Source organism: Actinoplanes sp. NPDC051513 (assembly GCF_044454685.1).
Classification (GTDB): Bacteria; Actinomycetota; Actinomycetes; order Mycobacteriales; family Micromonosporaceae; genus Actinoplanes.
Map to the genome: position 1 here is coordinate 244,213 of NZ_JBITDW010000003.1, position 12,169 is coordinate 256,381.

At 70.8% G+C, this 12,169-nt stretch carries 10 protein-coding genes; 8 read left to right on the plus strand and 2 right to left on the minus strand.

All coding sequences use genetic code 11. The features are described 5' to 3' along the window. Window positions 1-120 precede the first annotated feature (120 nt). Window positions 121-2,529 (plus strand): DNA helicase PcrA, encoded by a 2,409-nt coding sequence (gene pcrA / locus ACIA5D_RS11165; RefSeq protein WP_396030345.1) that lies wholly within the window; start codon window positions 121-123, stop codon window positions 2,527-2,529. Here pcrA and ACIA5D_RS11170 read toward each other — a convergent pair. Next, window positions 2,526-3,494: a M23 family metallopeptidase gene (locus ACIA5D_RS11170; protein ID WP_396029720.1), complete on the minus strand. Its 969-nt coding sequence runs from the start codon at window positions 3,492-3,494 to the stop codon at window positions 2,526-2,528. The genes pcrA and ACIA5D_RS11170 overlap by 4 nt on opposite strands. A gap of 148 nt (window positions 3,495-3,642) precedes the next feature. Next, the gene (locus ACIA5D_RS11175; RefSeq protein WP_396029721.1) at window positions 3,643-4,380 is read right to left on the minus strand and encodes a M23 family metallopeptidase; all 738 of its coding nucleotides are present in this window, start codon (window positions 4,378-4,380) and stop codon (window positions 3,643-3,645) included. A 380-nt stretch (window positions 4,381-4,760) separates the two neighbouring features. Between ACIA5D_RS11175 and ACIA5D_RS11180 the strand changes: the two genes are divergently transcribed. The 7 genes from ACIA5D_RS11180 (at window position 4,761) to ACIA5D_RS11210 (ending at window position 12,166) form a co-directional block, all read left to right on the plus strand. Further along, window positions 4,761-5,165 carry a cobalamin B12-binding domain-containing protein gene (locus ACIA5D_RS11180; RefSeq protein WP_396029722.1) on the plus strand — a complete coding sequence of 135 codons (405 nt, stop codon included), beginning with the start codon at window positions 4,761-4,763 and terminating at the stop codon, window positions 5,163-5,165. A gap of 613 nt (window positions 5,166-5,778) precedes the next feature. After that, a complete protein-coding gene (gene sucC / locus ACIA5D_RS11185) occupies window positions 5,779-6,957 on the plus strand; it encodes an ADP-forming succinate--CoA ligase subunit beta (RefSeq protein ID WP_396029723.1) in 1,179 nt (392 codons plus the stop codon). Window positions 6,958-6,961: 4 nt separating this feature from the next. Then, window positions 6,962-7,843, plus strand: a complete 882-nt coding sequence (gene sucD, locus ACIA5D_RS11190; protein WP_396029724.1) for a succinate--CoA ligase subunit alpha — start codon at window positions 6,962-6,964, stop codon at window positions 7,841-7,843. A 98-nt stretch (window positions 7,844-7,941) separates the two neighbouring features. Continuing rightward, window positions 7,942-9,369: a DUF6350 family protein gene (locus tag ACIA5D_RS11195; RefSeq protein ID WP_396029725.1), complete on the plus strand. Its 1,428-nt coding sequence runs from the start codon at window positions 7,942-7,944 to the stop codon at window positions 9,367-9,369. Window positions 9,370-9,399: 30 nt separating this feature from the next. Further along, the gene (purN, locus tag ACIA5D_RS11200) at window positions 9,400-10,017 is read left to right on the plus strand and encodes a phosphoribosylglycinamide formyltransferase (protein ID WP_396029726.1); all 618 of its coding nucleotides are present in this window, start codon (window positions 9,400-9,402) and stop codon (window positions 10,015-10,017) included. After that, on the plus strand, window positions 10,014-11,576 hold the full coding sequence (gene purH, locus ACIA5D_RS11205; protein WP_396029727.1) for a bifunctional phosphoribosylaminoimidazolecarboxamide formyltransferase/IMP cyclohydrolase: 1,563 nt from the start codon (window positions 10,014-10,016) through the stop codon (window positions 11,574-11,576). The genes purN and purH overlap by 4 nt, the downstream gene beginning before the upstream one ends. Then, window positions 11,573-12,166: a pentapeptide repeat-containing protein gene (locus ACIA5D_RS11210; RefSeq protein ID WP_396029728.1), complete on the plus strand. Its 594-nt coding sequence runs from the start codon at window positions 11,573-11,575 to the stop codon at window positions 12,164-12,166. The genes purH and ACIA5D_RS11210 overlap by 4 nt, the downstream gene beginning before the upstream one ends. The last annotated feature ends 3 nt before the right edge of the window (window positions 12,167-12,169 follow it).

A 12,169-nucleotide genomic window follows, 5' to 3' on the forward strand; every position in this document is an offset into this window, starting at 1 on the left:
CGTTTCGGTCGCATCCCCTCTCGCGGAGGAGTGACGGCGAAATTCTTGTCGGTGGGTGGGCCTAGACTTGCCAGCGCGATGCGAGCTTCCTCTGAACCCCAGGCCAGTGCCCCCTTCGCCATGCCCGCGGTGCGGGAGGGCGAGGCGCCCAAGAAACGACGACTCGACCCGGAATCGCTGCTCACGGGGCTGAACGGGCCTCAGCGCGACGCGGTCACCCACGCGGGTTCGCCGCTGCTGATCGTGGCGGGCGCGGGGTCGGGCAAGACGCGGGTGCTCACTCACCGGATCGCCTATCTGCTCGCCGAGCGCGATGTGCATCCGGGGCAGATCATCGCGATCACCTTCACCAACAAGGCCGCCGGCGAGATGAAGGAACGGGTCGCCCATCTGGTGGGCCCGCGGGCGCGGCTCATGTGGGTGTCGACCTTCCATTCCGCGTGTGTGCGCATCCTGCGGGCCGAACACGATCACGCCGGGCTCAAGAGCACGTTCTCGATCTACGACGCCGACGACTCGCGGCGGCTCATGCAGCTGGTGATCCGCGAGCTCGACCTCGATCCCAAGCGGTACACGGCACGTGGCCTGGCGGCCCAGGTGTCCAACCTGAAGAACGAGCTGGTCGAGCCCGACGAGTTCAAGGGCAAGGCCAAGGGCCCCAACGAGCGGGCGCTCGCCGAGGCGTACGAGATGTATCAGCGCCGCCTGCGCGAGGCGCACGCGCTCGACTTCGACGACATCATCATGTCGACGGTGCATCTGTTCCAGTCGCACCCGCATGTCGCCGAGGCCTATCGGCGTCGCTTCCGCCACGTGCTGGTCGACGAATACCAAGACACCAACCACGCGCAGTACACGCTGGTCAAGGAACTGGTGGGCGAGAAGGGCGGCGAGGTTCCGCCCGGCGAGCTGTGCGTGGTGGGCGACGCCGACCAGTCGATCTACGCGTTCCGCGGCGCCACGATCCGCAACATCCTTGAGTTCGAGCGCGACTATCCCGACGCCCGCACGATCCTGCTCGAGCAGAATTACCGCTCCACCCAGACGATCCTGTCGGCGGCCAACGCGGTGATCGAGCGGAACCCGTCGCGCAAGCCCAAGCGGCTCTGGAGCGACCAGGGCCCCGGCGAGCAGATCGTCGGGTACGTGGCCGACACCGAGCACGCCGAGGCCGACTGGGTGGCCCGCGAGATCGACCGGCTGCACGACCGCGAAGACATCCGCCCCGGCGACGTGGCGGTTTTCTACCGCACCAACGCCCAGTCCCGCGTCTTCGAGGAAGTGTTCATCCGGGTCGGCCTGCCCTACAAGGTCGTCGGCGGCGTGCGCTTCTACGAGCGCAAAGAGGTCCGCGACGCGCTGGCCTACCTCCGTTCGGTGGTCAACGACGACGACACGGTCAGCATCCGCCGGGTGCTCAACACCCCGAAACGCGGCATCGGCGAGCGGGCCGAGGCATGCATCGAGGCGCTGGCGTCCCGCGACCGCATCTCGTTCGGCCAGGCGCTGCGCCACGCCAAGGACGCGCCCGGCATCGCCACCCGCGCGGTCAACAGCATCAACGACTTCGTGCAGCTGCTTGACGACCTGCGCGAGCTGTCCCGCACGGCCCCGCCCGAAGAGGTGCTCGAGGCGGCGCTGCAGCGGTCGGGCCTGCTCAGCGAGCTCGAGGAGAGCCTCGATCCGCAAGATCAGGGCCGGATGGAAAACCTGCAAGAGCTCGTGAGCGTCGCCCGCGAGTACACCGAGCGGGTGGAAGCCCAGGCCGAGGAGGGCGACGAGGCTCCGCCGACTGATAGTCCAGGCTTGGGTAGAGGCACAGCCGCCACGCTGCCCGGCTTCCTCGAGCAGGTCGCGCTGGTTGCCGACGCCGACCAACTGCCCGACGACGACCCCGACAACCAGGGCGTGGTCACGCTGATGACCCTGCACACGGCGAAGGGCCTCGAATTCCCGGTGGTGTTCCTGACCGGCCTCGAGGACGGCGTCTTCCCGCACATGCGCGCGCTCGGCGACAACACCGAGCTCGAAGAGGAACGTCGCCTGGCATACGTCGGGATCACCCGCGCCCGCCAGCGCCTCTACCTCTCCCGGGCGGTCACCCGCGGTGCGTGGGGCCAGCCGCAGTACAACCCGCCGTCCCGCTTCACCGACGAGCTGCCGCCCGAGCTGATCCGCTGGGAGCGCACCGCCGGGTCGTACACATCGTGGTCCGGCACGGGCGGCGGTGTCGGCGGCCGCGATCGCGGCTTCAGCGATCGGGGTCGCGGCGGCGGCTTTGCCGGCGGCACGCCGAAAGCGCAGCAGCTGGCGAGCCGGTTGGGCATCGACGCGAGCAAGCTCGCCACGGCGAGCGAGCTGCCGCAGGCGCCGAAGGTCGCGGTGGGCGAGCGCATCAACCATCAGCGGTACGGCCTGGGCCGGGTCCTCGCGGTCGAGGGTCAGGGGCCGGGCGCTCGCGCGCAGATCGACTTCGGCGATCAGGTGATGTGGCTGATCCTCCGGCACGCCCCGATCGAGAAGATCTAAGCGCAACCGGGGATGTCGACGCCGTGGGCGCGCATCCACGCGGTCGGCTCGATCGGGTTCTGGTAATGGCCCACGTGCACCTCGAAGTGCAGGTGGGGCCCGGTGGAGTGCCCCGTCGATCCCTCGTTGCCGATCTGCTGGCCGGCGGCCACGTGCTGCCCGGCGGTCACGGCGATCGCCGACAGGTGGCCGTAATGGGTGAGGAACCCGTCGCCGTGATCGATGAGCACGGCGTTGCCGTATCCCTCGGCGACGCCGGCCCGCACCACGACGCCCGCGCCGGCGGCGACGATCGGCGTGCCGTCCGGGGCGGCCAGGTCGACGCCCTCGTGCATCCGTCCCCAGCGCGGGCCGAAGCAGGAGGTCACGCGGGCGTTCGGGTTGGGATCGACCCACGCCGCGCTCGCGACGCTCGCGACGGAAGGGACGGCGACGGGCCTGGGCCGCGGTTTGTGTCGCACGGCGTCGGCAGCGGCGGCCTCGTGGGTGAGGGGTGTGGCGGCGTCGTGGGTGAGGGGCGCGGCGGCGTCCTGGGTGAGAGGCGTCGCGGCGTCGTGGGTGAGGGCCGCGGCGGCGTCGTGGGTGAGAGGCGTCGCGAGGTCGTGGGTCAGGGGCGTGGCGGGCCCTGAGAGGTCGGTGGAGGCGGCGGGGGTTGTGGCGTTGACCGGCGGCGCGGTGGGCGGTGGCGGTGGCGTGCGGTGGGTTGTGGCCGCCGCGGCGGTGCCACCGGCGATGCCGGCGGCGAGGGCCGCGCCGAGGGCGGCGGTCAGGGTGACTGCTCGGCTGCGTTCGCTGGTGAGCACGGCCGGCCGGAAGATGCCGGCGCGTGGGGCGCGGCGCCGGTGGGCGCCCGGGTCGAGTTGCGCCGCCGTGCGCCGGGCAAGGTCGGTCGCGGCGTCGCGGGACAGCGGCGTGCTTTCCCGGCGATGGCGACCGCCGGAGCGGGGGCGGGAAAGATGCGGCACGTTCTTCGTGTCGGCGCGTCCTGGGGGACGGCTGAGCGCGGCACGAGAAAGACCACCCGAACTGCAACCCGATCCGGTGACGTGGATCGCTGGGCCGTTTGCCGGGGGTGAGCGCGGGGACATTCCCGGGATGAGACCCGGGGAGAGATCAGGAAGCGGCGGCGGCCATGCCGGCGTACACCGACTCGACCTGCAGCTTGATGTCGACGCCGCGGTCGCGGAGGAACGGGATGGGGTCGGTGGGCTGGCCGTCGACGTGTACCTCGAGGTGGAGGTGGGTGCCGTACGAGTTGCCCGTGCTGCCGACCTCGCCGAGGACCTGACCGGCCTTGACCTCCTGGCCGGCCTTCACCAGCACGCGCCGCGAGTGCGCGTAGATGACCTCGGTGCCGTCCGCGTTCTGCACGGTGACCGCGTAGCCGTAGCCGCCGTAGTACCCGGCCTGGATCACCTTGCCGGCGTGCACGGCCTTGTAGGGCATGCCCTCGGGGGCGGCCAGGTCGATGCCGGCGTGCAGCTTGCCCCAGCGGACCCCGAACGGCGAGGTGTAGGTGAAGTCTTCGAGGGGGAGCAGCCAGACATCGGCCGCGGCCTGGTCGGCGCTGACCTTCGTCTTGCTGACCGAGCCGCGGTCTTCGCCACGGGACGCCTTGTTGTTGTCGTCGCGGGCGGCCAGGGCATCGCCGGCGACGTGCGCGGTCTCGAGACCGTGCAGGACCTCGGGGTTGATGTCCTTGTGGTCCGGCAGGTTGCCGGCCCCGATCGCGACCACTCCGGCGCCGATGAAGGCGGCGGTGGTGACAACCGCGTAGCGGCTGCGGGGAGGGGTGGGTACGCGACGACGGCCGCGATACCGGTCGGGCTCAGACGACAAGCGCTGGCGCACGAACAAACCCTCCGTCGATGGCAATGCGTCGGTCGGTTCCCGCCTCCCTCAATTAGAGGTGAACGGTGCCCGTCCGAGCTGTCGGATCGGCGTTAACCGGATGACAGCCGGGAGCCACGGTAACGAAACGGCTCGCGTGTCACAAGTCGCAGCGCCAATTCGCTGACAGTTCCTGGTCCGTATTGCGCGGCTAATGTCCGAATTCGTCACTACGTCGCACACGCTGTGTGATTGGCCGAGAAACGCAAAGTCAAGTCACTCTGAATACATTTCCCGTCACCCAAGGTGATCACAGTTACCCGGAGCCGACTACCCGGGCCCTGCCCGGCGGGTTACCGTTCGTTCAGGACAACGGGGTTCGCCGGACGCGGAGGGTCGGTATGCAGGCACGGATCAGGGTGGTCGTCGCGAAACCCGGGCTGGACGGGCACGACCGCGGTGCCAAGGTGGTGGCCCGCGCGCTGCGTGACGCGGGTATGGAGGTCGTATACACCGGCCTTCACCAGACTCCGGAGCAGATCGTCGAGACCGCTATTCAGGAGGACGCGGACGCGATCGGTTTGTCCGTTCTGTCCGGTGCACACATGACGCTGTTCCGTCGAGTAATCGAACTGCTGGCGGAGCGTGACGCAAGTGACATCGTGGTATTCGGTGGCGGCATCATTCCGGCCGACGACATTGCCGAATTGCAGGCCCTCGGCGTCGCCAGGATTTTCACCCCGGGCGCGACCACCGCATCCATCATCGAATGGGTACGCGCCAATGTGACTACCCCGGTGTCCTAGCAGCTCAAATGGCAAGGGGAGAGGCCGGACGCACCCCTCACACGTCCGGCCTCTCTATGCACGATGCCCCGCCGCCACCCCTCGACCGACAGGGCATCGGCCGTTTCGCATTCGGCCCGCCGTAGCGCTCCGACACCACACTCAACGACGCCTTACGGGCCCGGTTACGCGCTGCCGTCCGACTTTTCCGCCCGTCGCCCCCGGCCCCTGATGAGCTCGCGTTCGCCGCGCGCGGCCACTAATCAAGATCGCCCGACGGGGCGCGCGAAGTTATCAAGATCGTGGGCGGGCGGCGGGCGTACGGGAAGAGGAGCGGGAGTCGCCCGCCTGGAGCAAGCTAAGGATGTGCTTCGGGTGGTGTGCGTCCGGGCGGGCCCGCGAGCAGGCCTGCCGGGTACGGCGTGCGGGGCTGGTGGGACGGGTGGTGTGCGGTCTTGCACACCGCGCACCCGCCGCTACAGGGCGCTTCCTCAGGTCGCTAGTCTGCGATTGAAGGCCCCTCGGGCCGGACAATCTTCACGCCGGCGACGCCCAGACAAGGCCGCCGCGCACACAGGTCGGGACGCAATGGTGCGGCTTGCCGGCGCTTGGCGTCGCGAGCGAAAGGAGACACGTGGACCTGTTCGAGTATCAGGGGCGTGACCTGTTCGAACGGCACGGGCTGCCCGTGCTGGGCGGCGGCGTCGCGGAGACCCCGCAGGAGGCCCGCGCGATCGCGGAGCGGCTCGGCGGCAAGGTTGTCGTCAAGGCGCAGGTGAAGGTCGGCGGCCGGGGCAAGGCCGGCGGCGTCAAGCTCGCCGACGGCGCCGACGAGGCCGAGGCCCGCGCCACCGACATCCTGGGCATGGACATCAAGGGCCACACGGTCCACAAGGTGATGCTGGCCGAGACGGCCGACATCAAGGAGGAGTACTACTTCTCCTACCTGCTCGACCGCGCGAACCGTACGTTCCTCTGCATCGCCAGCGTCGCCGGCGGCATGGAGATCGAGACGGTCGCCGAGGAACAGCCGGACCGGGTCGCCAAGATCGCGATCGACGCCAGCAAGGGTGTCGACGAGGCCAAGGCCCGCGAGATCGTCGCCGCGGCCCAGTACCCGGCCGAGGTCGCCGAGCAGATCGTCGACATCGCGGTCAAGCTGTGGCAGGCCTTCGTGGCCGAGGACGCCACGCTGGTCGAGGTCAACCCGCTCGCCAAGGTCGGCGACGGCCGGGTGCTCCTGCTGGACGCCAAGATCACCCTGGACGAGAACGCGTCGTTCCGGCACCCCGACCACGAGGCGCTGGTCGACCAGTCCGCGGTCGACCCGCTGGAGCAGGCGGCCAAGGCCAAGAACCTCAACTACGTGAAGCTGGACGGCGAGGTCGGCATCATCGGCAACGGCGCCGGCCTGGTCATGTCCACGCTCGACGTGGTGGCCTACGCGGGTGAGAACCACGGCGGCGTCAAGCCGGCCAACTTCCTCGACATCGGCGGCGGCGCCAGCGCCCAGGTGATGGCGAACGGCCTCGAGATCGTGCTCGGCGACCCGGCGGTCAAGTCGGTCTTCGTGAACGTCTTCGGCGGCATCACCGCCTGCGACGCGGTGGCGAACGGCATCATCCAGGCGCTCGCCCTGCTGACCGAGCGCGGCGAGGCCGTCACCAAGCCGCTCGTGGTACGCCTCGACGGCAACAACGCCGAGGAGGGCCGCGCCATCCTCGACGGGGCGAACAACCCGCTCGTCGAGCGGGTGGACACGATGGACGGAGCGGCCGAGCGCGCCGCCGAGCTCGCGGCTGCGGGGAAGTGACGTAATGGCTATCTGGCTCACCAAGGACTCCAAGGTCATCGTCCAGGGCATCACCGGCTCCGAGGGCTCCAAGCACACCAAGCGCATGCTCGCCGCGGGCACCAACGTGGTCGGCGGCGTGAACCCGCGCAAGGCCGGCACGACGGTCGATTTTGACGGCACCTCGCTGCCGGTCTACGCGACCGTGGCCGAGGCGATGAAGGAGACCGGCGCCGACGTGTCGGTCATCTTCGTGCCGCCGGCGTTCACCAAGAGCGCAGTGGTCGAGGCGATCGAGGCCGAGATCCCGCTGGCCGTGGTGATCACCGAGGGCGTGCCGGTGCAGGACTCGGCCGCGTTCTGGGCACTCAACCTCGACCGTGGTCAGAAGACCCGGATCATCGGCCCGAACTGCCCGGGCATCGCCTCGCCGGGCGCGTCCAACGCCGGCATCATCCCGGCCGACATCACGCCGGCCGGCCGCATCGGCCTGGTGTCGAAGTCGGGCACGCTGACCTACCAGATGATGTACGAGCTGCGGGACATCGGCTTCTCGACCGCGGTCGGCATCGGCGGCGACCCGATCATCGGCACCACCCACATCGACGCGCTCAAGGCGTTCCAGGACGACCCGGACACCGACGCGATCGTCATGATCGGTGAGATCGGCGGCGACGCCGAGGAGCGGGCCGCCGAGTTCATCAAGGCGAACGTCACCAAGCCGGTGGTCGGTTACATCGCCGGCTTCACCGCCCCGCCCGGCAAGACCATGGGCCACGCCGGCGCGATCATCTCGGGCTCGGCCGGCACCGCCGACGCCAAGAAGGCGGCCCTCGAGGCCGTCGGCGTCAAGGTCGGCAAGACCCCGAGCGAGACCGCGCGGCTCATGCGCGAGGTCATGAGCTGATTTTGGTACGTCAACCGTCGGCGCGCCGCCACCCGTTTGGCGGCGCGCCGTCGTATCTGCGTCGCCGGGGACCTCTCGGCGTGGAAAAGTAGTCGGCGATGCCGACCCCAACCGACCGTCCCGACGACTTGGACGACCCCTTCGCGGTCGCCGAGGCGGCACAGGTGTCCGCGCGCAAGACGGTGCCGGTCGACCGCGCGACCGAGGCGGTGGACCGGCCGACAGAGGCGGTGGACCGGCCGACCGAGGCAGTTGATCGGCCGACCGAGGCGGTCGGGCAGAAGACTGTCCTCGTCGACGACAAGGCGCTCGGCGAGCGCCCGACGGTCAAGGTGCCCGGCCAGCGCCGGCCGCCGAAACCACCGCGCCGCGCCCCGCTGCCGGTCGCGGCCGCGTTCGCCACGCTCTGGGCCGCCGTCCTCTGCTATCTCCCGGTCGCCGCGGTCATCGGCCTCGCCCGCACCCTCGAGGGCCAGGGCGGCCTCGGCGGCGCCGCGCACGCCGGCCTGGCCGGCTGGCTGCTCGGCCACGGGGTGCCGATCGGCACCTCGATCGGCCCGCTCGGCCTGCCGCCGCTGCTGCTCACCTTCCTGATCATCTGGCGGCTCAACCGGGCCGGCCTGCACGTGACCAGGGCGATCGGCGCCCGCCGCTCCGGCCGGATGGGCCATGCGCTGCTGGTGGGCTTCGGCATCGCCCTGATGTATTCGCTGCTCGGCTCGGTGGCCGCGCTCGCCGTCGACGGCAAGGGCACCGAGGTCATCCCGGCCCGCGCCGCCATCAACTTCTTCGTGCTCGGCCTGATCGGCGCGCTGGCCGGGTCGCTGCGCGGCACCGACGCGCTGAGCGCGCTGGCCCGCCGCACCCCGGCGCCGCTGCGGGCCGGCCTGCGGACCGGGGTCATGGCCGCGCTGTTCGTGCTCGCGGCCGGCGCCGCGGTCACCGGGCTGTCGGTCGCGATCGGCGGCGGCCAGGCGGCCGACACGATCTCCGCGTACCGCACCGGCGTCGCCGGGCAGGCCGGGATCACGCTGCTCAGCCTGGCCTACGGCGGGAACGCGGCGGTGTGGGCGGCGGCGTACCTGCTCGGGCCGGGCTTCGCGCTCGGCACCGGCTCGGCGATCCGGCTCACCGAGGTGACCGCCGGGCCGCTGCCGACGCTGCCGCTGCTGGCCGGCCTGCCGGACGGGCCGATCGGCGCGGCCGGCGCGGTGCTGCTGACGGTGCCGGTGCTGGTCGGGATGGCGTCCGGCTGGCTGCTGGTCCTGCGGATCAACCGCGAGGGCGACCGGGCCGATCCGCCGTGGTCGCTCGTGGTGGGCGGGGGCCTGCTCGCCGGTCCCGCGGCCGGCCTCGTGCTCGGGGTTCTGTGCCGGGCGTCCGGCGGCCCGCTGGGCGACGGGCGGCTGGCCACGATCGGCCCCGACCCGTGGCAGGTGGGCCTGATCGCCACCGCGGTGATCGGCGTCTCGGCGGCCATCGGAGCGGCGGCCGCCCGTACGTTCGGGCCCCGACCCAAGGCGTAGTGATCGAGCCCACGGCGATAGGGTGCTGGGGTGACCGACCCCGCGCCCGCCCGCCTGGTCGTCCTCGTCTCCGGATCGGGCAGCAACCTCCAGGCCCTGCTCGACGCGGCCGCCGACCCGGCCTACGGCGCCCAGATCGTCGCGGTCGGCGCCGACCGTGACGGCATCGCCGGCCTCGACCGCGCGGCCGCCGCCGGGGTGCCGACGTTCGTCGACTCGGTGAAGGCATATGAGACGCGTGAAGACTGGGACGCCGCCCTCGCCGCCCACGTCGCCGAGCACAAGCCCGACCTGGTCATCTCGGCGGGCTTCCGCAAGCTGGTCGGCCCGGCCTTCCTCGCGGCGTTCGGTGACCGGTACATCAACACCCACAACGCGCTGCTGCCGTCCTTCCCGGGCATCCACGGCCCGCGCGACGCGCTCGCGTACGGCGTGAAGATCGCCGGCGCGACCCTCTTCTTCGTCGACGCCGGCGTCGACACCGGCCCGATCATCGCCCAGGTGGCGGTCCCCGTGCTCGACGACGACACGGAAGAGTCGCTCACCGAACGCATCAAGGTGGCCGAGCGCGCCCAGCTCGTCGAGTGGGCCGGCCGCCTGGTCCGCCAAGGCTGGACCATCGAGAACAGGAAGGTACGCATCCCGTGACATCCGACGAGGGGCGTCGCCCGATCAAGCGGGCGCTGCTGAGCGTGTACGACAAGACCGGCCTCGTCGAGCTCGCCCAGGCGCTGTACGGCGCCGGGGTCCAGATCGTCTCGACCGGCTCGACCGCGTCCACGATCGAGGGCGCCGGCGTGCCGGTGACCCGGGTCGAGGAGCTGACCGGCTTCCCCGAGTGCCTCGACGGCCGGGTCAAGACGCTGCACCCGCGGGTGCACGCCGGCCTGCTCGCCGACCTGCGCCTCGACACCCACCGGCAGCAGCTGAGCGAGCTCGAGATCGAGCCGTTCGACCTGCTGGTGAGCAACCTGTACCCGTTCACCCAGACGGTGGCGAGCGGGGCGAGCGTCGACGAATGCGTCGAGCAGATCGACATCGGCGGCCCGGCGATGGTGCGCGCGGCGGCCAAGAACCATCCCTCGGTCGCCGTGGTGACCGCCGTGTCGGCGTACACATTGATCTTGAATGCTGTCAAAGAGGGCGGCTTCACGCTGACGCAGCGGAAGGCGCTGGCGGCGAGAGCTTTCGCGGACATCGCCGAGTACGACGTGGCCGTCGCCAACTGGTGTGCGACCACGCTCGACCCGCACGACTGGCCCGAGTTCGCCGGCCTCGCGCTCAAGCAGGAGAACACGCTGCGGTACGGCGAGAACCCGCACCAGCAGGCGGCCCTCTACGTCGATCCGAACGCCCCGGCCGGGCTCGCCCAGGCCCAGCTGGTGCACGGCGGCGAGCTGTCGTTCAACAACTACGTCGACGCGGACGCCGCCTGGCGCAGCGCCAACGACTTCAGCGAGCCGTGCGTGGCGATCATCAAGCACGCCAACCCGTGCGGCATCGCGGTCGGCGCCGACGTCGCCGAGGCGCACCGCAAGGCCAACGACTGCGACCCGGTGTCGGCGTTCGGCGGGGTCATCGCGGTCAACCGCGAGGTCACCGAGGCGATGGCCAAGCAGCTCGACGGCATCTTCACCGAGGTGATCGTCGCGCCGTCCTACGAGGCCGGCGCCCTCGCGATCTTCAAGGGCAAGAACAAGCTGCGCGTGCTGGTCGCTCCGGCGTGGAACCCGGCGCCCGCCGAGATCAAGCAGGTCGGCGGCGGCGTGCTCGTGCAGATGGCCGACCGCATCGACGCCCCCGGCGACGACCCGGCCAACTGGGAACTGGCGACGGGTTCGCCCGCCTCGCCCGAGGTGCTGGCCGATCTGGCGTTCGCGTGGCGGGCCATCCGCAGCGTGAAGAGCAACGCGATCCTGCTGGCCCACGACGGCGCGACCGTCGGCGTCGGGATGGGCCAGGTCAACCGGGTCGACTCGGCGCGGCTCGCGGTCGACCGGGCCGGCGCCGAGCGGGCCAAGGGCAGCGTGGCGGCCTCCGACGCGTTCTTCCCGTTCCCCGACGGGCTCGAGGTGCTGATCGCGGCCGGCATCACCGCGGTGGTGCAGCCGGGCGGCTCGATCCGGGACAACCTGGTGATCGAGGCGGCCGCCAAGGCCGGCCTGACCGTCTACCTGACCGGCACGCGGCACTTCTACCACGGATGACCCTCTTTCAGGACGTCACGTATTCCGGCGAGGACTGGGCGCTGGAAGAGGTTGTCGGCGTCCGTTACGAGGACTGCGCGTTCCACGACGTCGACTGGTCGGAGGCGCGGCTCACCGGCTGCGTCTTCACCCACTGCACCTTCGGCAACGTGCGCTTCAACGCCGCCACCCTCGACCGGGTGGCGATCCTGCAGTCGACGCTGGAGCGCTGCAACTTCTTCGACGCCAAGCTGGCCGGCTGCAAGCTGACCGGCAGCCAGTTCCTCGACTGCGGGTTGCGCCCGCTGACCGTCGACGGCGGCGACTGGGGTTTCGTGTCGCTGCGTGGGCAGAACCTGACCGCGGCGAAGCTCGGCGGCCTACGGTTGCGGGAGGCGGACCTGATGGGCGCCGACCTGACCCGGGCCGACCTGCGCGGGGCCGATCTGGTCGGCGCGCGGCTCAAAGACGCCGTGTTCAAGGGAGCCGACCTGCGCGGCGCCGATCTCGACCGGGTCGAGCTGAAGGGCGTCGACCTGAGCGGCGCGAAGATCGACTTGGCTCAGGCGGCACAGTTCGCCACGGCGTACGGTGCCATTGTTTCTGGATAAAAG

What these genes read in the sequence shown, in the direction of transcription:
- pcrA (WP_396030345.1), top strand. Translation starts at nt 121, where the DNA reads ATGCCCGCGGTGCGGGAGGGCGAGGCGCCCAAGAAACGACGACTCGAC.
- ACIA5D_RS11180 (WP_396029722.1), top strand. Translation starts at nt 4,761, where the DNA reads ATGCAGGCACGGATCAGGGTGGTCGTCGCGAAACCCGGGCTGGACGGG.
- sucD (WP_396029724.1), top strand. Translation starts at nt 6,962, where the DNA reads ATGGCTATCTGGCTCACCAAGGACTCCAAGGTCATCGTCCAGGGCATC.
- ACIA5D_RS11195 (WP_396029725.1), top strand. Translation starts at nt 7,942, where the DNA reads ATGCCGACCCCAACCGACCGTCCCGACGACTTGGACGACCCCTTCGCG.
- ACIA5D_RS11210 (WP_396029728.1), top strand. Translation starts at nt 11,573, where the DNA reads ATGACCCTCTTTCAGGACGTCACGTATTCCGGCGAGGACTGGGCGCTG.